Source organism: Rossellomorea sp. H136 (assembly GCF_056838065.1).
In genome coordinates this window covers 696,160-718,651 of record NZ_CM166371.1, presented here as the reverse complement: position 1 = coordinate 718,651, position 22,492 = coordinate 696,160, and the positions used below count along the sequence as shown (strand labels likewise).

General features: G+C 44.5%; 19 protein-coding genes. 7 read left to right on the top strand and 12 right to left on the bottom strand.

Annotated features, from left to right (window positions below):
- Positions 1-64: 64 nt before the first annotated feature.
- Both ACYH0O_RS03710 and menE read left to right on the top strand, forming a co-directional pair.
- Positions 65-1,669 carry an acyl-CoA dehydrogenase family protein gene (locus ACYH0O_RS03710; RefSeq protein ID WP_482631195.1) on the top strand — a complete coding sequence of 535 codons (1,605 nt, stop codon included), beginning with the start codon at positions 65-67 and terminating at the stop codon, positions 1,667-1,669.
- 23 nt (positions 1,670-1,692) lie between these two features.
- Complete coding sequence (gene menE / locus ACYH0O_RS03705) at positions 1,693-3,210, top strand: o-succinylbenzoate--CoA ligase (RefSeq protein ID WP_482631194.1); 1,518 nt, start codon at positions 1,693-1,695, stop codon at positions 3,208-3,210.
- Positions 3,211-3,250: 40 nt separating this feature from the next.
- Here menE and ACYH0O_RS03700 read toward each other — a convergent pair whose 3' ends face one another.
- On the bottom strand, positions 3,251-3,853 hold the full coding sequence (locus tag ACYH0O_RS03700) for a TetR/AcrR family transcriptional regulator (RefSeq protein WP_482631193.1): 603 nt from the start codon (positions 3,851-3,853) through the stop codon (positions 3,251-3,253).
- A gap of 251 nt (positions 3,854-4,104) precedes the next feature.
- The gene (locus tag ACYH0O_RS03695) at positions 4,105-4,791 is read right to left on the bottom strand and encodes a FadR/GntR family transcriptional regulator (RefSeq protein WP_149154232.1); all 687 of its coding nucleotides are present in this window, start codon (positions 4,789-4,791) and stop codon (positions 4,105-4,107) included.
- Positions 4,792-4,954: 163 nt separating this feature from the next.
- On the opposite strand from ACYH0O_RS03695, the gene ACYH0O_RS03690 reads away from it, so the two are divergent.
- Together ACYH0O_RS03690 and nhaC are read left to right on the top strand one after the other, a co-directional pair.
- On the top strand, positions 4,955-6,121 hold the full coding sequence (locus ACYH0O_RS03690) for a trans-sulfuration enzyme family protein (protein ID WP_482631192.1): 1,167 nt from the start codon (positions 4,955-4,957) through the stop codon (positions 6,119-6,121).
- A gap of 19 nt (positions 6,122-6,140) precedes the next feature.
- Complete coding sequence (nhaC, locus tag ACYH0O_RS03685; RefSeq protein WP_482631191.1) at positions 6,141-7,619, top strand: Na+/H+ antiporter NhaC; 1,479 nt, start codon at positions 6,141-6,143, stop codon at positions 7,617-7,619.
- A gap of 209 nt (positions 7,620-7,828) precedes the next feature.
- Here the strand turns inward: nhaC and ACYH0O_RS03680 are convergent, their stop codons facing one another.
- Genes ACYH0O_RS03680 through ACYH0O_RS03670 form a run of 3 tightly spaced genes read right to left on the bottom strand, consistent with a single transcriptional unit; the run spans position 7,829 to position 11,792 of the window.
- The gene (locus tag ACYH0O_RS03680; RefSeq protein WP_482631190.1) at positions 7,829-8,929 is read right to left on the bottom strand and encodes a GerAB/ArcD/ProY family transporter; all 1,101 of its coding nucleotides are present in this window, start codon (positions 8,927-8,929) and stop codon (positions 7,829-7,831) included.
- A gap of 24 nt (positions 8,930-8,953) precedes the next feature.
- Positions 8,954-10,180 (bottom strand): Ger(x)C family spore germination protein, encoded by a 1,227-nt coding sequence (locus ACYH0O_RS03675; RefSeq protein ID WP_482631189.1) that lies wholly within the window; start codon positions 10,178-10,180, stop codon positions 8,954-8,956.
- Entirely contained in the window at positions 10,170-11,792 is a 1,623-nt protein-coding gene (locus tag ACYH0O_RS03670) for a spore germination protein (protein WP_482631188.1), read from the bottom strand. The genes ACYH0O_RS03675 and ACYH0O_RS03670 overlap by 11 nt, the downstream gene beginning before the upstream one ends.
- A 130-nt stretch (positions 11,793-11,922) precedes the next feature.
- On the opposite strand from ACYH0O_RS03670, the gene ACYH0O_RS03665 reads away from it, so the two are divergent.
- Positions 11,923-12,147 carry a YczF family membrane protein gene (locus ACYH0O_RS03665; RefSeq protein WP_482631187.1) on the top strand — a complete coding sequence of 75 codons (225 nt, stop codon included), beginning with the start codon at positions 11,923-11,925 and terminating at the stop codon, positions 12,145-12,147.
- 55 nt (positions 12,148-12,202) lie between these two features.
- On the opposite strand, the gene ACYH0O_RS03660 is transcribed toward ACYH0O_RS03665, so the two are convergent.
- The 4 genes from ACYH0O_RS03660 to ACYH0O_RS03645 all read right to left on the bottom strand — a co-directional run bounded on the left by ACYH0O_RS03660 (position 12,203) and on the right by ACYH0O_RS03645 (position 17,269).
- Positions 12,203-14,785: an ABC transporter permease gene (locus ACYH0O_RS03660; protein WP_482631186.1), complete on the bottom strand. Its 2,583-nt coding sequence runs from the start codon at positions 14,783-14,785 to the stop codon at positions 12,203-12,205.
- Positions 14,782-15,465 carry an ABC transporter ATP-binding protein gene (locus tag ACYH0O_RS03655; protein ID WP_482631185.1) on the bottom strand — a complete coding sequence of 228 codons (684 nt, stop codon included), beginning with the start codon at positions 15,463-15,465 and terminating at the stop codon, positions 14,782-14,784. Before ACYH0O_RS03655 ends, ACYH0O_RS03660 begins: the two co-directional genes overlap by 4 nt.
- A 120-nt stretch (positions 15,466-15,585) precedes the next feature.
- Positions 15,586-16,581: a sensor histidine kinase gene (locus ACYH0O_RS03650; protein WP_482631184.1), complete on the bottom strand. Its 996-nt coding sequence runs from the start codon at positions 16,579-16,581 to the stop codon at positions 15,586-15,588.
- A 1-nt stretch (position 16,582) separates the two neighbouring features.
- On the bottom strand, positions 16,583-17,269 hold the full coding sequence (locus tag ACYH0O_RS03645) for a response regulator transcription factor (protein WP_482631183.1): 687 nt from the start codon (positions 17,267-17,269) through the stop codon (positions 16,583-16,585).
- Positions 17,270-17,615: 346 nt separating this feature from the next.
- Here ACYH0O_RS03645 and katG point away from each other — a divergent pair, with 346 nt between their 5' ends.
- Positions 17,616-19,832, top strand: coding sequence for a catalase/peroxidase HPI (gene katG, locus ACYH0O_RS03640; RefSeq protein ID WP_482631182.1), 2,217 nt, complete (start codon positions 17,616-17,618; stop codon positions 19,830-19,832).
- 100 nt (positions 19,833-19,932) lie between these two features.
- Here katG and ACYH0O_RS03635 read toward each other — a convergent pair whose 3' ends face one another.
- Genes ACYH0O_RS03635 through ACYH0O_RS03625 form a run of 3 tightly spaced genes read right to left on the bottom strand, consistent with a single transcriptional unit; the run spans position 19,933 to position 21,566 of the window.
- A complete protein-coding gene (locus tag ACYH0O_RS03635) occupies positions 19,933-20,415 on the bottom strand; it encodes a DMT family transporter (RefSeq protein ID WP_482631181.1) in 483 nt (160 codons plus the stop codon).
- A 13-nt stretch (positions 20,416-20,428) separates the two neighbouring features.
- On the bottom strand, positions 20,429-21,124 hold the full coding sequence (locus ACYH0O_RS03630; RefSeq protein ID WP_482631180.1) for a Crp/Fnr family transcriptional regulator: 696 nt from the start codon (positions 21,122-21,124) through the stop codon (positions 20,429-20,431).
- 16 nt (positions 21,125-21,140) lie between these two features.
- Entirely contained in the window at positions 21,141-21,566 is a 426-nt protein-coding gene (locus ACYH0O_RS03625; protein ID WP_482631179.1) for a DMT family transporter, read from the bottom strand.
- 249 nt (positions 21,567-21,815) lie between these two features.
- On the opposite strand from ACYH0O_RS03625, the gene ACYH0O_RS03620 reads away from it, so the two are divergent.
- Positions 21,816-22,367, top strand: a complete 552-nt coding sequence (locus tag ACYH0O_RS03620) for a DUF3231 family protein (RefSeq protein WP_482631178.1) — start codon at positions 21,816-21,818, stop codon at positions 22,365-22,367.
- Positions 22,368-22,492: the final 125 nt, after the last annotated feature.

Sequence of the window (22,492 nt, the reverse complement as noted above, 5' to 3'; positions counted from 1 at the left end):
TCTATGAATATGTGATAAACTTATTTTAGGTTATTTTTCAGAAAATTCAGGAAGGTGTGTCCCATTGATTACAAAAACAAGCAATCCCTATTCTTTTGACTCTTTTCTCGAGTCCCGCAATAGCCTCAATGCTTTAGAAAATCCTTTTTTACTCCAAGTCTATCAGCGTTATAGTGATAAGGAATGGAATGAATGGTACCAAGAATTGAAAGCGTTCTCAAATATTGTTTCCGGAAAGTGGAGAGCGTTAACGGAGGAAAATGCACGAGTTGAAAATCATCCTAGGCTGAGACATTTTGATGCGCACAATCATCGGATTGATCGCATTGTCCGCCCACAGGAAATGCATGAGCTGGAAAAGGAAGTCTTTTCAGCCGGGCTCTTTTCTCAAAAGGTGAGTAAGCGGGAACGTGCCATGAAAAGATTTTTGATCCACCATAATGGTGAAGCCGGGGTGGCTTGCCCCCTTGCATGTACCGATGGATTAATCGCCTTGTTAGAACGGTTTCGGGATGACCTTTCTCCAGAAGTAGTAAAAATTCTGGAGCATAGCAAAGAAGGAAGAAATGGTGACTTTGCCATAGGGGCCCAATTCATGTCCGAGATCCAGGGCGGCTCGAATATACCTGCCAATGTACTGGAGGCCGTTCCGGATGGTGAACACTACAATCTTTATGGAAATAAATTTTTCTGTTCAGCCGTACACGCTGATTATTCCGTTGTGTCGGCTAAAGTGAAAAACACTGACCATGTGGGTGTTTTCATTGTCCCAACCTGGCTCGAGGGTGACAAAGAAAAGGAAAGACGGAATGGACATGTACTCAATCGATTAAAGTGGAAGCTTGGCACATGTGAGCTTCCATCTGCTGAGATTGACTATCAGGGAGCCGTAGCGTATCCGATTGGACCCATTGAAAAAGGGGTTTCCATCGCGGTTGGGATTGTTCTTACCCTATCACGAATTGATATCGGTTTTGCGAGCGCAGCTTTCATGATGAGAGCGGCACGCGAGGCATCACTTTACGCTCGATTCCGGGATGTTTTCGGACGAAAAATCGATGAATTCCCTATGGCCAAGGGTCAGCTCTTGTCATTACAAGAAGCGGCAAAGCGATCCACTGCAACTGCGTTTAAAATTTTTGAGGAGCATCTTCTTCTAGAAGAATCACCTATCCCTTCAGATAAGAAAAAGCTTGATATTCGTATTTTGATCCTTATTCAAAAGGTTTATTCTGCTAAAGAAACGGTAGAGACATTGAAGACAGCGATCTCCATCTTTGGCGGTCATGGTGCGATTGAGGACTTTTCTTCCATCCCGAGACTATTCAGGGATGCGATGGTGAATGAGCTTTGGGAAGGGCCAAGAAATGTCCTGCTTTCACAAGTCTATAGAGATCTAAAGAAAAATGAAAATTGGTATCCACCTGAGGAATTGATCGCAAATCTATTAAATGGGCATGATCAGGAAACCATTCAACAATACAGTTTTAAACTTAGGAATCTATTATCGATTAATTTATACGATGCACCTAATGAAGAAACCATTTCTGCAGCACGTCAATGGGAACAACTTTGGTCCGACGTATTCCATTTATACCAGAGGATTGCCCTAAATGAATTCCCTGAAGCGGGTCTGATTCCTGAAGAAATCCTGGAAGCTGTTGAGTAATCTATTTTAAAGGAGTGTCAAGAATGAAAATGAATGTGGGAGAATGGTTACAGAATCGTTCCTATTTAATGGGCAGCAAGGAAGCCTTTGTCGGTAAGAAAGGGAGATATACCTTTCAACAAATGAATGACAGAGCTAATCAGTTTGCCCAATACCTGAAAGTCCAAGGTATGAACCAAGGTGACCGGGTAGCGTTGATTTGCAAGAATCATGAGGATTTTGTTGCTGCTTTCTTTGGCGCGGCAAAAATAGGTGTCATCACAGTCCCAATCAATTGGAGACTTCAGGCAAAGGAAACAGCCTTTATCTTAAATGATTGTGGTGCTAGAGTCATTGTATATGATGATACTTTCAGTAAAGTAATAGAAGAGATTAAGAGTGATTCGTTGGCAGAACTATTTATCTGCAGTGGGGAAAGCCCTCACGACCCATCATTTGATGAAGTATTGAACACATCTTCATCAATCGAACCTGCCTATTCCTCCCACAGCGAAGACGCGATCCTTATTATGTATACGTCTGGGACAACGGGGAAACCAAAGGGTGCTGTTCTTACCCATTCAAACCTTTTCGCCTCGTCCATCGGGCTGACCCACACGGTTGATTGGTGGGAACAGGATCGCTTCTTATCCGTCGCGCCCTTTTTTCACATAGGCGGAATCTCTCCAATTATAGCGAATCTACATACAGGATGTACGACCGTTCTAATGGAATACTTTGATCCGATTAAAGTATGGCAAACGATTGAGGAAGAAAGAATTACGACCATGATGAGTGTTCCTGCCATGCTGGGTGCCATGCTAAAAACGTTAAAACACGCTAACACAGACTACTCCACCCTGCGTAATATCACATGCGGCGCATCGCCGGTACCTCTGAACATGATCAATGCGTGCAAAAGCCTTAGAATCTCCGTGCAACAGGTTTATGGAATTACTGAATATACAGGAGCCGTAACCTTCTGGAAAGAATCACTGAATCCAGCAAAGAACGATTCAATGGGCAAACCTGTCATGCACGGCGGAATTAAAATTGTCGATCTTCATTCAGATGAAGAACTTCCTGCAGGTGAGGATGGAGAAATCCTTTGTAGTGGTCCTCAAGTATTTAAAGGCTATTGGCAAAATGACGAAGAAACCGCAAAGGTCCTTCAACATGGCTGGTACCGTTCAGGTGATATAGGCAGATTAGACGAAGAAGGCTTTCTGTATGTCGTCGATCGATTAAAAGATATGATTATTAGCGGCGGGGAAAATATATACTCTGCTGAAGTCGAAGAAGCCCTTTCGAATCATGATGAAATCATCGAATCGGCTGTGGTCGGAATGCCAGATGCAAGATGGGGTGAGATTCCTTGTGCCTTTGTCGTGAAAGTTGCAGAAAGTGACCTTACAGAAAAAGGAATCATGGAACACTGCAAAGCCCAGCTGGCTACCTATAAAGTACCAAGGAAAGTCGTGTTTGTGGACCAGCTCCCCCGAAACGCTGTCGGAAAAATCTTAAAAACCGTATTAAAGAAAGGTGACCAAGTCGCTACTTAATCCCCAAAATAACGCCTGCTCCCCCAAAGGATAGCAGGCGTTATTTTCTGAATTTTGAGCATATGATTTCGGTGAGACGAAAGATGTGCTTCCGTATCTCTTCCTCACTTCTTCCCGGATAATTTCGAAATGTAATCAACACCCCATTTAATGATGAGAAAAAGGCATGTGTATGTAAACGAACGTCCTCTTTAATCCCCATCCCTTCAAATGAAGCATCAAATGCAGCTAACAATCTGCGCATACTCTTGTCGAACGGTTCCATCGCTTCTTCCCTCATGACATGATCCAGCATGAAATGTGTCATCATTTGAAAGAACTCATCATTCTCCAATAAAAAGGTGACATATAACTCACCCACCTTTTGGGTGGATCTTTGCTCCTCTTCCTGTATCAATCGTTCAAATGCAGACGCAATCTTCTCGCTTTGTAAAAAAAAAGCCTCAATAAACAGTTCATCCCGATCATTAAAATGACGATAAATCAATGCCGGAGAAATTCCTGCCTTTTTCGCGATATCCCGAATTCCCACCTTTGAAATAGGTTGACTGCTAAATAATTCAGTCGCAGCACTGAGGATCAACTGCCGTCTAGCTTCCCTCTCCTTTTCCTTCAGTCCACTTAATGTCGTCCCTTTACTCATTGTAGTCCCCCATTATCTTTCATTCTTCCATTATACAGTAAAGTCCATAATCTTCGTATGGTGGGAATAATCCATTAATCATCATCATACTAACTTTTTTATCTGCCCGACTAAAATGGCTCCATCTTCCCTGATAACTTGACAGCCAAATGAAGGATGGTCGCCCTTTTCAGAGTTTCATTGAACCTTTCACCACTACCCTAATGTTTGAAACATAAAGTAAAACCCGGCCAAAACCGAGTTTCCTTCCATCAGTTAATATTATATATGGACTGTTTCACAGACTGAATGATCTCATCAAAGGCCTCTAGAGCTGATTTAGAATTCCGTTCACGAATCCCCTGGAGCAGCTTTTCATGGTAGGGGTAGCTCTGATCAAAGATGTCATCGATGCCAAAAGGCTCATTCCAGAACTCGTGAAATGTATCCCAAACGGAGTCGATGATGCTTTCAAGCATCATGTTTTTTGAAGCTGCGTAAATGGCCTGATGGAAACGTGCATCGGCTTGGTTTGCAAGCTGTCGTTGTCCTGTTTGGAGAAATTGGACATATTGCTGAAGGTGATAAGTCATTTCCTCCACATCTTCATCATTCGCTGCCTTCACTGCCAGTTCGACGGCCTTTTTCTCGAGTGCCTCCCTTACCTCCAGTGTTTCAAGGAGAAAGTTCTTTTTATCTTCTACTTCGAAAGCCATTTGGATTTGAAATGGTTTACTCTCCCTGATGAACGTCCCTTTTCCATTCAATATCTCGATGACCCCTTGGGATTCAAGGAGTTGCAGTGCTTCCCTCAAGGAAGACCGGCCGATTTGCAAAAGATCTACAAGCTCAGCCACAGAAGGCAGGCGGTCCCCGTATTTTAATCCTTCATCCTCAATATATTTCTTAATTTCATCTGCTCCGATTTCTGATAAGCGTTTTTTCTTTATGGCTTTCATTCCTTCACCCCAACGAATAACCTATTTTCCTCATTATACTATTGATAGGTTTGGTAAGAAAATGTACTCGTTTTAAATTCTGAATAATCTAACCTTTCATACAGGTTGACAGTATGATAATATAATAGCAAATAGAGTCAACAGAGGAAAGGCAGATGGCATAATGGATAATTACGATACTCAAATTTGCACGCAATATGGCGATCACCCTGCTGAACATAAAGGAGCAGTATCTCCTCCGATTTATCAGACCAGTCTTTTTGCGTTCGAAAATTTTGAAGCGTTTTCACAAGCACAAACGAAAGAAAGGGAGAACTATGTTTATACACGCGGGGTGAATCCGACAACCGAGCTTTTAGAAATGAAACTAGCTAAACTAGAGCGCGGAGAAAAGTGTAAGTGCTTTGGATCAGGAATGGGTGCAATTAGTTCCGTCTTCTTTTCTCTCCTGGAAAGTGGGGATCATGTTCTTTTCGTCAATGACATTTATGGACCGACCAAACAGCTTCTCGCATTTTTCAATAAATTCAACATCACACATACCTCTACGTTTGACGATGTCGAATCACACATTCAACCAAATACAAGGGTCATTTACGTGGAAAGCCCTGGGACAATGAATATGAATGTCATTCACTTGGAAAGTATCTCTGCGCTTGCGAAAAAGTACGGCATCTATACAGTTATCGATAATACATGGTCGACCCCCCTTTTCCAAAAACCGTTGACCCATGGATTCGATCTTTCCATCCATTCTTTGACGAAGTACATCGGGGGACATAGTGATGTAACCGGCGGAGCTGTCATCGGGAGTCACACCCTTGTTGATCGGATCTTTGAATTCGGCTTTCAGTTAAATGGATCGACCCTTTCTCCTCACGATGCGTCTCTCATCATTCGAGGATTAAGAACATTGCCTCTTCGGATGCAGCAGCATCAGCAAAATGCTTTGATGGTAATAGATTATTTAAAAACGAAAGACGAAATTGCTAAGATTTATCATCCAAGTTTAATAAAAGAAGAAGAGTACCCTTTTTTGAAACATCAAATGAAAGGGTATTCAGGGGTTCTTAGCATTGAACTCAAGGAAGGAGGATTCGAAAACGTTGCTGCATTCATTAATTCGTTGACGCTATTCAAAATTGGAGTAAGTTGGGGCGGCTATGAGAGCTTAGTCAACTCACCAATAAAACCACACAACGCAGATGAGCTTAAAAAAGCAGGGATCAGCACGGGCTTGGTTCGTTTTTCTATCGGTCTTGAAAGCCCTAATTCCCTGATCAGTGATTTAGAAAACGCATTCCAATCAATATCTCTTACCAAATCTTAATTCGAGGAGATGATTCATAATGAGTAAAGAGGGTATAAGACGTCCATCCGTTGGCATGGCCCTGATTCCGATCATGATAGCCCTTGTCATTTTCATTGGAGGAATAGGAATTCTGAAATATCAAGCTGAGCTGATGTTGATATTTGCAGGCGTCGTGTTTTCCATATACGCCATTTGGTGTGGGCATCAGTGGGAAAAGATCCTTACCGTCATGGGGGAAAAAATCAAAACCGCACTGCCCGCTATCCTAATTCTATTTAGCATCGGACTGATCATCGGTACTTGGATGTTATCGGGTACAATACCATTTTTCGTCTATTATGGTCTTGAAATCATTCATCCTGGTTATCTCTATGTACTAGCTTTCATCGTTACCGCCATAGTATCTACATGTGTTGGGACATCCTGGGGATCTGCCGGCACGATCGGGGTCGCCTTGATGAGTATCGCCCAAACGATGGACGTCTCCCTTGCTATAACTGCTGGTGCCGTCGTTTCCGGCGCTTACTTCGGGGACAAACTTTCTCCACTATCCGATACGACAAATATGAGCTCGTTAGCCGCTGGTTCCAACTTGTACGAACATATCCAGCATATGATGTATACATCAATCCCTTCATCCATCATCGCCATCATAGTCTTTTATTTTGCTGGTTTAAGCATTGAATCGACACCGGGTCAACTTAGTAACATCGAAGAAATGCTTTCAGGGATCGATCAACTGTTCAACTTGAATGTCCTTGTCCTCTTGCCGGCTGTCATCGTCATTGCCGGCTCCCTGTTGAAGAAAAGTCCGTTAATTGTCTTGTTCAGCTCTGCTCTGACGGCAATGATCGTCGCATTCTTTTTCCAACAAGCTACAGTTGCTCAGCTGTTCACAGCAGCTGTTGAAGGATTCAATGTTGAAATGGTGACTGCTTCAAACCCGGGCCTCGATCCTACTGTCATTTCAGAATCGATGCAGGGGCTTCTGAATCGCGGCGGCCTGTATTCAATGTATAATGCCACTTTCTTTGTGTTTTGTGCCTTTTTCTTTGCAGCAGCCATCGAGGTTTCACAGGCTCTGAATGTCGTCCTTGAAAAAATCATCTCTTATCTTAAGTCAATAGGCAGTGTCATTTTTGCGTCACTTGTCACTGGCTTTGCCGTCATCAACTGTACCTCCAATGCCTTGGTGACATACTTCCTAATCAAAGATATCTTCGGAGATGTTTATAAAAAGAAAAAACTGCATCCGGTTAATCTATCCAGAAGCATGGAAGATTCTGTAACGATCACAGAAGCATTGATGCCATGGACAGTTTCAGGTGTTTTCATGGCCACCACCCTTGGAGTAAGCAACTTCGAATTCTTACCTTGGGCCATTTTCAACCTTGGCGGATTTGTCTTCTCCCTCTTATACGGCTTCATGGCACCATACACGAACAATTTCGGTATTCGAAATTTGACTGAGAATGAAGTTGAAGAAGACATGGAATCCTCCAAAAAGATTATCTAACAAGGACTAGCTGCATGGCTCAATGAATAAAGGACATTCCCTGTTTTATAGAAATTCGATAGAAATAAAGAGGCTGTCCCCAAAGATAATCCTTTGGGGACAGCCTTTTTCGATTATATCAACATTCGATTAATTGTGGGTCGCAAACAAACATTTTCACCGTCGCCTCGTTCCCCTTCACCCTCGGAGTACTGATGCGAATAACACTGTTACCCTCTATTCTTTTTTCTATTTTTCAAAAACGCAATAAGAAGAAGAAGGATGGGAATGATCACAAAGAGGGGCATATGTAAGACAAACATCACTACCTTTAGCCCTTCATGGATATGCTCTTGAAAATTGCTCGCAATCGTCATCGACATAAATAAAACGACCAGGCCCAAAGGATAGGATAGTCGTGAAGGAGATTTAATCTTAAATAAGCTGGCTGAGCCTATGACCGCTGCATAAAACAACACGCTTATCTTAAAAAAAATCCCGATCACTAAGGCAAGCATAAAAAACACATCCAGTCGTTCTAGAAAATCTGCTACTTGGATGGTCTGAACCGTACTAAGAAGCGGAAATTGTGACCGTGCAGTCAGACCCACACCAAGCACACTAATATTAATGAGCATCGTAAGTATGAGGTTGATTCCACTTAACCCCGTTGCACATATCATCGTAAGCTTTACCTTCTTGGGATTATTCATGTACGGCAAAATCATCGTAAATACAATGGCTTCTGTAAACGGGAAATATAAGGTTTGAGTAAAAACCACTTTCAGGACAGGTGCAATCCCTTCTTCAAGAACTGGCTGTAAGTTGGTTAAGTCGATTAGACCAGAACTCACAATCAATATAAATCCAACGACCGAAAGGAGAAACATAAGCATAAAAAGCAGTTCTCCTGATCGCCCGATGACCTCTATTCCTTTATGGACCGTATAAATAATGACAAGCATTAACAGTGCATTGGCAATGAATAAAGGCGTTTCCGGATAGGCAAAGGTTAACAGCATTTCGCCAAAGTCACGGAGAACCCTCGAGGCATCATACATAAAGAAAAAAAGATAGAGGAAGGCAACCACGGTTCCCAACACTTTACCGAGAATCTTTTGCATGTACTCGGTAGGCAAAAGATCGGGATAATACCAATAGAGTTTATGATAGACTAATAAAAGAACGAAACTGACGACCATTCCAAGCAGAATAGCTAACCAGGCGTCCTGTTTTGCATCTATGGCAAGAGGGACGAGTAAAGCACTCCCCAGTTCAAACAGAACCATTAAGACAAAGAGCTGACTGGCACTAATTTTGGCTTTCTCCACTCTACTGGTACCCCCTTTCCCTCACTATTGATCATCATTTAAACTTGAAAGAAACGATTTGTTTCGTAATCCAGCACGACGGATATAGGCTTCCACTTTAATATCCACCTTTAATTCAGGAAAGTACACATCGTTCCACATCGGTTTAAGCTTCTTCCACTCACCCGGACTGGAACGTCGGATGGCATCGCCAAATCCAAAGATATCTGCTTTATTTGTTTGAGCCTGTTCAATCGCATTTTTTATTTCTTTTTTAACCTCTTTCTCCAGCTCTTTTTCTATCTTTGAAATAACCTTGACATCTGTGATATCCACAGGTACATTCATTTCCCCTATGCTTCCTTCCGCACGTGTATGAATAGAGATATGGGGCTCTCCATTCTTCACTTTCGCAGATACGGTTGTTTTTTGACGGACAGTTTGATAGGCGATGGCTTCCTTTTTTCCTTCCCAATCAATGTTGATGTCTGTTCCTTGGATTTCATCTCTGATCCATACGGTTCCTCTTGCCGTTTTTCCATCATACCAATCCACTAATTTTCCTTCTTTTATGATGCCGATTCCACTGGCTTCAAGGGTAGATTCAGGCTCACTCTCTTGAATGTTCTCTAACTGGCTCGCATGCTTGGGATTTCCTACAAGACGATATCCTGAAACCACGGTTGCTTCATCAGGGGATTGCAGTCCTTTCATCACGTCTTGAATCGACGTCTTTATCGTCTCTCCCCATACCTTTTGGGAGAATTCTAATGTTTTCAGCACCTTATTCGCAGGGATTTTATCAACGGGTGTTAATGTTTTCACGAGTTCTTCTGCAGATGATTGATTGGCAATTACCATGGTTGTAGTGATTCTAAATTCATGATCTCGATCGATTGCATCGATTAATGTAGCTACACCTTCTTCTCTTGCAAGGTTCTCCCCAACCACCACCAGGTTGGCATGAGCATAATATAATCTTCTGGAAATTTTGCTTGAAGCACTCCTGCTTGCTTCTACTAAATTATTCCCAGTAGCTGAATAGATGGTAACAGGTGGGCTTTGAGTCCCACCAGCTCCCCCTCGAATGCCTCCAGCCACGTTCCCTGGATTAATAATTTGAAGGGTTATGGCATATTTTCCGTCTTCCGTCTTATCTACTCCAATAGCTGCCACGATAGCAAGATCGGTTAGCTCTTTTTTGCTCCAACACCCGGATAGCAAGACGATCATTGTCACCAATATTATAAGGAAAACCAACTTATGCTTCATTGTTGTCACCTTCTTTAAAATCCCGATTAACCATTGCACGGGATGCAGGTGGCTGAGGACGCGAATTCTTTCCTTCCCGAACTGTATTGGCACTAATTAAGCGGGGTCTCTGTCTTAGTGACCACCATGGTAATCTTACAAACGTATCTCCATTATTCACAGGTATAAAGGGAGCAAACGGGGCCATGTAGGGCACACCGAATGAACGTAAGCTGCATAGATGGACGACCATCATCAAGAGGATCAAAATAATTCCGTAGAATCCAAATGTTGCAGCACCCACCATAAACAAAAACCGGATTAATCGAGCTGAAATGGCCATATCAAAAGAAGGTGTCGCAAAACTGGCAATCGCTGTGATTGATACAATAATGACCATGGCTGGTGACACAATACTCGCCTGAACGGCAGCTTGTCCAATAACAAGTGCCCCGACAATGGATACAGCGGAACCAATCGCTTTAGGCAGGCGAATTCCTGCTTCCCGTAGGATTTCAAACGTTACTTCCATCAGAAGAGCTTCCACGAATGCAGGAAAAGGAACAGCTTCCCTCTGAGCTGCAATGGCGACAATGAGCGTTGTTGGCACCATTTCCTGGTGGAAGGTGGTGACAGCGACAAAGGCAGCAGGTGCAATAAGCGAAATCATAAACATCAAAATGCGTAAAAGCCTAATCGATGTTGCAATATCGAAACGGGCGTAATAATCCTCAGCCGATTGGAAAAATTGTATAAACACAGCGGGTGCAATCAGTACAAAAGGGGTTCCATCGACAAAAATGGCAATTCGTCCTTCAATCAGATTCCCTGCCACTACATCAGGTCTTTCAGTGTTGAAAATAGTTGGAAAGGGAGACAGTGTTTGATCTTCAATTAGTTGCTCGATATAGCCTGATTCTAAAATACTATCAATGTCGATCTTGTTTATTCGCTGACGAACTTCTTCAATAACCTTTTCATTGGCAATGCCATGTATGTACATAAGCGTCACATCGGTCTTGGTTACACGGCCAACCTTCACGGACTCCATCCATAAATCAGGGGTCTTAATGATTTGCCTTACCATGGCTGTATTGGTCTCAATCGACTCTGTAAACGCCCCTTTTGGACCACGGACCACCATTTGAGTGTTAGATTCCGAAATGGAGCGTTTTTCTCCCCCTTTCGTGCTTGCACTCAAAGCCTTAGAAATACCATCCACCAGGACCAGGGTGTCACCTGCCATTAAAGATGAGAACAGGTCTTCCCATGTATTAAGGGATAACACGTTACCAACCGTCATCATGTCCTCAGAAATCAGTTCTAATGCATCGTGCTCATTCAATTTTTCTTTATCATCATCTTTCATCATGGTTTGCAATAAGAACTCTTGAATCGTTCGATTGTCTACTATTCCTGCGATATAGACAATTGCTGTTTTAATTTCGGAATCTCTCCCCATTTTCAGATGACGAACGACGAGGTCTGAACTGTTTCCTGTTTTCTGTCTAATGATGTCAAGGTTGACTGACAATGAATCTTGTATATGTTCTACCGAGTGATCAGCAGCTTGATTTTCAGCATTCGACTGGTGGTTCTTTTTTGGTTTTCGACCTTTAAAGAACGAAGGCATAGATTCAGGCACCCTTCTTTTATTTTTTATTACTTTAACCATATCAGGGGTTTTTATGTAATTATTAACAAAGATATGACTGAATGATTCTAGTCCAAAGAGAAGAACCTAGTAGGAGGAGTTGATCGGCATGAAAATCATGGGCATTGCCCTTTTAATGATGGTATGTTTAATGGCTTTTTCTCTAAGTCTCGATATTCTCCAAGGGTTTGATGTTTCAGACGCATTGTACAATGCCGTACGTCCTTTTCGAGTAATGGAAATAACAGAAGTATTCGTCCTCTTTTTTCTTCTTTCGATTTTTTTGGTTGAAACTGCCTATGTTTTTATAAAGAAGAGAAACGAAGACAAGTAAGTATACTTAAGCAAAAAAGAGATGAGCCTCTAATAGCCCATCTCTTCTTTCTTTTTTATATATTCTCTTGCTTCAATCCTTCAATGATATTCTGCTTCTTAACCTTTCCGATTGAATAAAGCATAGCCGAACTGACGATGATGAATATCGCTGCGATGACGGATATGATATCGAACCACGGAAGCACGAACCCGTAATCGAAGGTCTCACCGACAGATCGGTGGATCAGATACATGACACCGATACTGATCGGCAGCCCGTACAGCAAGGCCTTGACTCCGTAAAAGATGCTTTCATAGTTGATCATTTTATTAAATCCTTTTGGGGTCATCCCAACAGATTTCAGCATGGCGAACTCTCGTTTTCTCAAGGAGATGCTCGTTGAAATCGTATTGAAAATGTTCGCGATGGATATCAATGAAATCAGTGCGATGAACCCATACGTGAAGACTGACATGAACAGGATGAGCTGTTCTTCCTGCTGCCTATCTTGATAGACATTGTAAATATACAGATTCGATGGCACCACTTCTTCAAGGGCTTTCTGGGTTTCCATCGGATCAGTACTATTCATATATAATTGACTGCGGACTTCCTTTTTCATCTCTTCATCCATCAAGGCATCCATCGTTTTCATCGGCACGATTACATCCAATCCCCCCATCATTGCGGTACGGACCCCCATAGGTACTTTGTCTGTCATGGCCCCGATTGTAAACGATCCCAAAGGTTTCGATTTCTCTGTAGCATAGTCTGTGAAGATCAAATCGAGGACGTCTCCCGGTTCAGTTACGATCGATTGGGCATCGATGAACTTGGACGTCGTTGGATCATAATAGGAAATCTGATCAATTACGATGGCTGTTGGCTTCTCGGGATCGTCGAACATCTCGAGATCTGCCCCTGCTTTTTTAGCAAAATCTGTAAAGCTCTGTTCATCCAATGCATGTAAATTAACATAGTATTGATAACGTCCATTATCAAGGGAGATGTTATCCCTTTTGATCATGTCTTTCAATTCTTGAGGAAATTTGTCTTTGTCAATAAGCACAGTCGGGTTCAGGCTTTTATGGATACTGTATGCTGTGACATTTTCCAGGTGAACCAAGTCTTCCAACTGATCTGTATCCCCAGTATTGGCGGATACGGAAATATCGAAATTCGTGCCCTCCTGGGACATGACTGCCGATTTCTTCAGATTATCTGTAAAGAAAGACACCGATAAGAAGAGAATGATACTAATCACCAGTGAAAAAATCGTCGCATGGTAACGTCGTTTATTCCGTTTCAGATTCTTCAATCCGATTTCCGCTTCCACCCCGAACAGCTTCCGGACAAACTTTGACGTTTTGACCGTCTTTCCAGTCAATTTGATATCCTGCGACTGCCGGATTGCATCGATCGCTGAAATCTTCGATGCTTTCCTTGCAGGCATATACGTAGAGATAAATATCGTCACACCTGAAATCAGGCATGAAACCAGTACCGTTGACGGTGTGACGACCACCTGAAGCCTCTCCGAAATGCCCAACGCCCCGTCAATGTAGGTATTGATGAACCAAAAGGTAGCTCCGATCCCCATGGCCCCTGCCAATAGACCAAGCGGAATGCTGATGACTCCGATGACCATCCCTTCGAAAAAGACGGAATTTCTCTTCTGCTTCTTCGTAGCCCCCACACTCGAAAGCATCCCTAAGTGTCTTGCACGTTCAGATACACTTATGGCGAATGCATTATATATGAGCGATACCGAACCTATGATGATGACTGCCATGATGATCCCGAGTAAGGAAAACAGGGTGAAGCGGAGGTTGTCATTGTCCGTGACACCGTAGTAGCGCAACAGTTCATCGTTGAAAGCAACTTTCTCGATTCCATTCTCTTTTGCCAGGTTTCCAGCATGCTCAAATACGGATGAGTCCACTTTATCCAGTACCACAATCGCATTCACCAAATCCGACTTATTCAGGGATTTCTTATCGATAAACCCGACCACCGTATAACCGGGAGACCATGCCGGTTCCCATGATGGACTTTCTATGATGCCCGTAACAGTGAAGGTCTCTATGGAGTTCACTTCAAGCCTTTCTATAATGCCCTCTTCATCCCGTTGGAGCGGGTCATTCTGTCCTAATGCCTTGCTTTCCCCCTCTAACATCCGGCTCCCGATATCCAGTTTGATCTGGTCCCCGATCTCGTACTGAACACCGGCATCATTCGCGATTTGCTCGGAAATGACCACTTCCTGTTCATCGGAAGGCAGGCGCCCTTTACTCAACTCGATCGGAAACTGCTTCAAGCCTTCTTCATTATATTCTTTAATAAATAGGTAGGGCTTATCTTCCACCTTGGCCCCATCGAGTTTTGCATACCCCAAGTCATTGGATAGGAGCAGCTTCCCCGTATCTTCGTCATTCGCTATCGCTTCGATTTGATCGGGGCTGACATTTTGATATTGGACATGCCATTCTCCATTGTCGGCTATCGATTGTCTTTTCATAATGTCCAGGAATGAAACACCGAGTGTCGCAACGGCCATGATCATCGACACCGAGATGATGACGCCCGTGATGGTCACAAGGGTTCTTCTTTTGTTTTCTTTCAGGTGCCTTAACGTCAGTTTGTTGATGATATTCACGGGCGGATCACCTCATCCTTTGCGATCCTTCCATCTGCGATTTCGATCACACGATCAGCCTGCAGCGCAATCCGTTCATCATGGGTAATGATGATCAATGTCTGGTTATAGGTTTTGTTGAACATCTTTAACAGTTCGATGATTTCGGTAGAGTTCTTGCTGTCGAGATTTCCTGTCGGCTCGTCCGCGAGAATGATGGCGGGATTACTGATCAGCGCTCTCCCGATGGATACGCGCTGCTGCTGTCCTCCGGATAATTGGTTCGGTAGATGATTCAGCCTTTCATGAAGACCCAATGTCGACACAAGATCAGTCAACTGCTTTTGATCTACATTATGCTGATCCAATAGCATTGGGAGGGTAATGTTCTCTTCCACCGTCAAGATCGGGATCAGATTGTAGAACTGATAGATCAACCCGATCTGCCTTCTTCTGAAAACGGCCAGCTGGGTTTCATCCAATTGATAAATATCGGTTTGATCGATTAGCACTTTCCCGTTTGTCGGACGGTCGACTCCTCCAAGCAGGTGAAGCAAGGTAGATTTCCCCGATCCAGAAGGACCGATGATGGCGACAAATTCTCCTTTTCTCACAGAGAATGAGATATCATCCAGTGCCTTGACCGCCGTCTCCCCCTTGCCATATATCTTAGACAGATTTTCGATTTGTAAAATATTCATTTGGTACCTCCATAATGTTGATGTAGACCCCAGTATATCTGTCCAATATGACTTTAAAGTGACTAAGAAAGTGACAATCTATTCACTTTAGAAGGGACGGGGAGCAAGAATAACTGTTTCCTATTTATAAAATTTAATCGAAAACACGGTACCATTTCCTTTATCACTTCGGACCTCAAGATCCCCTTGCTGACTGGTGATGATGCTGTAGGCCATGGCAAGACCGATTCCGACACTCTCTTCGCTTGCATTCTTGCCTTTGTAAAAACGCCTGAATATGTATGGGAGATCTTCTTTAGGAATCCCGTCTCCATTATCCCCAATGGTGATTTCAGTATAAAGCGGATTCTCCAAATATGAAATGGAGATCACCCCTCCATCTCCCGTGTGCTCCACAGCATTTTTCAGGATATTGATGAGGGCTTCGGCCGTCCACCGAAGATCACCGGTGAAAGTGACCGATTCGTCCCCGCTCACGTTCAATGCCTGCTCTTTAATATCCATTGGAATCAAGACAGGCTGCACCGCACTCTGAATCAGATCCCGTACGGCCACCTTGTCTTTCTTAAACGCGATGGTCCCTGCATCGATTTTCGATAATTTCAGAAGCGAAGAGACAAGCCACTCGATCCTTTCCAATTGCACCCGGATATGTTGAGTGAATTCTGCACGCTTGGATTCTTCCAATGTGCTGTCACTTAAGAGATCCGCCATCACCATCATCGAGGTCAAAGGTGTCTTCAACTGATGTGAGATATCTGAAAGGGCGTTGGTCAAAGTGAGTTTATCCTTCTCTAAAGATGAACGATGCTCAGACAGCATCAAGGTCACCTTATAGATATCATTCTTTAATATGCTGAGCTCCCCTTCTTGGTTATCCCGGACATCGAGGCTGTAATCGCCGCTGCTGATCTTCCTCAAGTAACCCGAAAGCTTTCCAATTTCCCGGTATCGCCACCTTGTAAAGAAAAAGCTATATCCAGCGAGCAACCCGGATGTTACCAGCACAAACAATGCAACCTGAATCGAATAAAGAAAACCTGCCAATACCGATACCGCAAGACTGATGAATAAATGGCTGATGAAAAACCATTGAACTTCCCGATTCCGCAACATCTCAATCGCCTGCCTTATATCCCATACCGCGAACGGTCTTGATGATCGTTGGTCGCTGCGGATGGTCCTCTAACTTCTCACGGAGCCTCTTGATATAAACAGTCAACGTGTTATCATTGACAAAATCACCGGCCACATCCCAAATCCGATCGAGGAGCTGAGCCCTCGTCAACACCTGTCCGACATGATTCGCAAAGATGAGGAGAAGCCGGTATTCCAAAGCGGTCAATACTACCTCATCACCATTCTTATACACCTTGCCCTCCAACGTGTTAATCCTGATATCCTCAATATCCATCCACACGTTTGCCTGTGACGGCTGTTTCTGATACCGCCGGAGCACCGATCGGATACGGGATAGAAGCTCACGGACCCGGAACGGCTTCGTGATATAATCATCCGCTCCCATATCCAGCCCCATCACGACGTTCACTTCGTCATCCAGCGCTGTCAAAAAGATCACTGGCTTATCGTCCCGCTTCTTCACCATCTCACACAAATCATAGCCGCTCCCATCAGGAAGCGACAAATCAAACAAGCATAAATCGATCTCCTCTAACCGACGATTAATCATCGCTTTGGCAGACTCCGCATCATAACAAAGAATTGTCTCATATTCCTCCTGGCGCAACGAATACTCCAAACCAGCCGCAATCGTCCGATCATCCTCTACCAACAACACTCTCATATACATACACCCTAACCGTCATTCATTTTTATCAACATATTTTATCATGGAAGCGGGATCCAGGGACAGGTTCCGACCAACCGATTCCTTTCCCTTCTCCAATATGACATATTCGCAATCTGTTTCATTCATGTTATTCCCCGTCGACTTCCTCTTATTCTTTAAGGAGCGTTCTACTTGATACATTTTCCATAAAAATCCGTCGATTTAACACTTCTCACTTTGAATCAGACTCCTGGTCCACTATAATATAAGTAAGAATTATCATAATAATCTAACTTTTCATCTCTAGCAAATGGTAATGATTTATTCGAACCGTGTCCCAAACTTGAAAGGAGAAATGTAAATGGAAAACAACAATCGTCCAGACCAAAAGGATCACTCAGCAGCTGCAGGACAGTGCCCTGTCACCCACCACAAGGATAGCGCCATCACGACAACGACAGCCCCGGGTGGTACGACGAATAAAGACTGGTGGCCGAACATGTTGAACTTGAACATCCTTCGCCAGCATGACACAAAATCGAACCCGATGGGGGAAGACTTCAATTATAAGGAAGAATTCTCGAAGCTGGATTACGATGCCCTGAAACAGGATCTCCATAACCTGATGACAGACAGCCAGGACTGGTGGCCGGCTGACTACGGTCACTACGGCCCATTCTTCATCCGGATGTCTTGGCACGCAGCAGGTACATACCGCGAGACGGACGGACGCGGAGGCGGTTCATCAGGTTCACAGCGCTTTGCCCCGCTCAATAGCTGGCCGGATAATGTCAATCTTGATAAAGCCCGACGTCTGTTATGGCCGATCAAGCAAAAGTATGGAAACAAAATTTCATGGGCGGACTTGCTCGTCCTGACAGGTAACGTAGCCCTTGAATCCATGGGCTTGAAGACATTCGGATTCGGTGCAGGACGCGAAGACATCTGGCATCCTGAGGAAGATGTGTATTGGGGAAATGAGAAGGAATGGCTTGCTGACAACCGTTATTCCGGCGACCGTGAGCTTGAAAATCCACTCGCTGCCGTCCAGATGGGTCTCATCTACGTGAATCCGGAAGGCCCAAACGGTGAACCGGATCCACTGGGAAGCGCCCGTGATATCCGCGATACGTTCGGACGAATGGGAATGAACGACTATGAAACCGTGGCCCTTATCGCAGGCGGCCACACATTCGGGAAGGCCCATGGAGCCGGTGACGCATCTCTTGTCGGTGACGATCCTGAAGCTGCGGATCTTGAGACACAAGGATTCGGCTGGATCAGCTCACACGGGAGCGGAAAAGGCCGCGACACGATATCAAGCGGTGTCGATGGTGCCTGGACGACGAATCCGACGAAGTGGGACAATGGTTACTTCGACCTCCTATTCGGCTATGAGTGGGAGAAAACGAAGAGTGCGGCAGGCGCGTCCCAATGGGCACCGGTCGGCATGACGGAAGAGCATATGGCACCTGACGCCGAAGATCCTTCGATCAAAGTGAAGACGATGATGACAACCGCCGATATGGCGTTACGTACGGACCCGGACTATGAAAAAATTTCCCGTCGTTTCCATGAGAATCCGGAAGAGTTTGCCGATGCCTTCTCCCGCGCCTGGTTCAAACTCCTTCACCGCGACATGGGGCCGAAAGCAAGATACTGGGGTCCAGAGGTTCCGGATGAAGAGTTGATCTGGCAGGATCCGGTTCCTTCGGTGGATTATGATCTATCTGCAGGTGAAATCGCCTCTCTGAAAGAAAAGATCCTCAACACAGGATTAACCGTAAGCGAGCTGGTAAAAACCGCTTGGGCTTCAGCCAGCACTTACCGCGGTTCCGATATGCGCGGAGGCGCGAACGGTGCACGCATCCGTCTCGCTCCTCAGAAAGACTGGGAGGTGAACGAACCGGAACAGCTTGAAAAAGTCCTGGGTGTTTACGAAGACCTTCAAAGCAAGCTGGACAAAAAAGTCAGCCTGGCTGATTTGATTGTGTTAGGAGGAAACGCAGCCATCGAAAAAGCTGCTAGTGACGCCGGCTTCGAGGTAACCGTTCCTTTCTCACCTGGACGTGGCGATGCAACGGCTGAGCAGACCGACGCTGAGAACTTTGGTGTATTAGAACCGGTGTCAGACGGATTCCGTAACTACCAGAAGCAGGAATACGCTGTCAGCCCGGAAGAAATGCTCGTGGATAAATCACAGCTACTAGGTCTGACTGCGCCGGAAATGACCGTCCTTCTTGGTGGTATGCGTGTTCTTGGTGCCAACCACGGTGGTACAGGTCATGGGGTATTCACAGACCGCTTGGGTGCATTGACCAACGACTTCTTCGTGAAGCTGCTGGACATGGGTATCGAGTGGAAACCGGCAGGCTTCAATCAGTATGAAGGCCGCGACCGTCAAACGGGGGAAGTAGTTCGTACGGCATCACGTTTTGACCTAGTGTTCGGTTCGAATTCCGTGCTACGTGCTCTTGCTGAAGTGTATGCGCAGGATGACAACAAAGAGAAATTTGTCCGTGACTTTGTTGCCGCTTGGGTAAAGGTGATGGATGCGGATCGGTTTGATTTGAGATAAAGTGAACACGCCTCCTCCCTGTTGGGAGGAGGCGTGTTTTTTTTGATGTAACGAGTCAAGACTTTTCGAGATAGAGACCTTCTTTTCAAGGGGGGAACAATCAAGCCCCCACTCTCTCTCGTTCACGACGAACTTCCTGTTTCTCTTCCGTCCTCTTCTCCAACTTATAAACCAACACCCCGCCAATCAACAAACCGATCCCAAGAATCTTCTCCCAGGAAAGTGCAGACGGTTCAAACCCGAACCATCCACCTGTATTAACGATAAAGGCAATGGAGATTTGAGAAATAAGCGCGATCGAGATCGCATACGCCGGTCCGATCAACGTGACTCCCCTCATCAGGAAGAACACGATCCCGACTCCGAATACCCCGCTGAACAGAAAGACAGGATTGACCCCGCTGAAGTCCAGCAGACTTTTATCTTCCATTGTATAAAATACCGGCAGAGAACATACAAGGCCGAGGCCGAGGACGAGGCTCGTCGTTGCCCATGGGCCTGTTTTTTCACTGACTCTTGCATTGAATACATTTTGTAAACTGATTAAGATTCCTGCCATGATGGCTAATCCGATTCCGATCATTTTTAGACCCTCCCTATTCATAGATGTTTCCTTTCGCAAGGATGCTGAGTTTTTCAAGATCTTTGATGGTGATGGAACCGTTGACCCGTTCGATGAGGTCTTCGGTTGCCATCTTCTTTAGTACCCGGTTCAGGTGACGGTAGCTGGTACCGATCCATTCGGCGAGCTCCATGAGATTGGACGTATGCATTTCCTGATGGAACATGGTCCCTTCGCCCGCTTCAGAAATGGATAGCAAATAGCTCGCTAATCTTACTTCGACGGGATACAGCATATGCATGCTCGTTATATGTGATTCCGTGTAAAACTTGTGGGCAACTGTATCAAATAGAAAGCGCATGATCGCCGGATAGTCCTTCTCAAGCCTTGAGAGATCCGTGAACGGAACTGATAGGAACACCCCGTCCGTGACGGCTTCCACTGAATTGAGAACCGCAGTACCCTTCGCATATTCCACATCCCCGATCAGGGCAAGGGGACGCTTGAATCGGTTGATCAACAGCTTTCCTTCAGGTGTATGGGTGAATATCTTGATTTTCCCCTCCATGAGGAAGTACAGTTCATGGAGCTCTTCCCCCGTCGAAAAAAGATTGTCCCCTTTTTCAAAAGAATACATCTTGATATGCTTTCTGAAATCCGCCGGAAATAACTCATCCAGCTCGAATTGTTTTATATAATGATTGGGGGCAGCCCCTTGTATTTCTTTCATCGTTAGACTCCTTCTTCTACAATTGGAAAAGGACGACCCCTGCAAGCATCATCGAGAGTCCGACTGCCTGCCTCGGCGTAACCGGGACCTTCTTCTCCCCGAACCATCCCCGTGACTCAATGAGGAATGCCGTCCCGATCTGTGCAACGAGAAGGATCGCAATGGCCGATGCCGGGCCGATCATGTGAATCGCCGTCAGTTCCGAGAACACCACGATCACACCGAACGATCCCCCGATCAAATACAGGAACGGCACCTGCCTGAAGCTCTTTCCTTTTCCATCTCTTACTTTCATATATATCGTCATCGCAATCGTAAAGGCCACAAGGTGTACCATCGAAGTCGTATGCCACCCGCCGATCGCGTCACTCATCCTTGCATTGAAGATTCCCTGCATCGTGATACAAAGTCCACCAAGCAGCGCAAATAAAGCACCTTTCATCGTTCATCCTCCTATTCTTTGTTCTATTAAATAGGAGGACGGACTTTTGTGAAAGGACATATGTCCTAAGGGTTGCCGATTTTCTGATTCGGTAAACCCTGGTGCCAAGGGGACAGATACCTTGGCTACATTCTAAACACCTAGACAAATTTTGGCTTCCGGTGTTCCTTATCATTCCCTTAAATGAAGAACAACAGATTAAAAGGATGATAAATGGAAATAATGGTAGTAAAAAAAGGATGACAATAAATGCAGAATCTCTTTGAAACCGCTTTTGATTACTTACGAACAACCTTTGATACGGAACCAAAGACACCTCCACATATCGGTGAAGCGATGGGATGTTGGATCTATTTCACTGCCTTGGCAGAAGAAGTACCTGTCCTCGAAGCTTCATTAAATACAACGACAGACGACGAATTAATCCAACTCATTAACAAATCAAAGAATCTTGGGGAACACCAATTGAATATACTTCAACAATTCATGGTAGAAGAAGGCATACCCCTATCGAAAACGTCAGAAACAAGGCCTAAATCTGACCCTAACAGTATTCCCTTAGGGGCCAAAATGACAGATGATGAAATCGCTAACTTTATCTCCATTAAAATTGCCTCTAATATTGTGATGTGTGCCACAAACATGAGCCAAAGCATTCGGAATGATATTAGTCTCATGTGGTCACGATTTCAGGCTGAAAAAATGGTGCTTGGTATGGAACTGAAAACAGCTATGCGCAAAAGAGGATGGCTAAAGGTACCACCGTACTATTATCCTCCAGGGGCACCTAAAAACCAGTAAGTACAAACATATGAAAAGAAGCTGAAGATCCTTTTCTTGATCTTCAGCTTTTGTGGCTTTTCTCCTTTAACCAATCTATATTTTACAAGTAATTGATGATCGATAAAAAAGTCAATCAATACCGA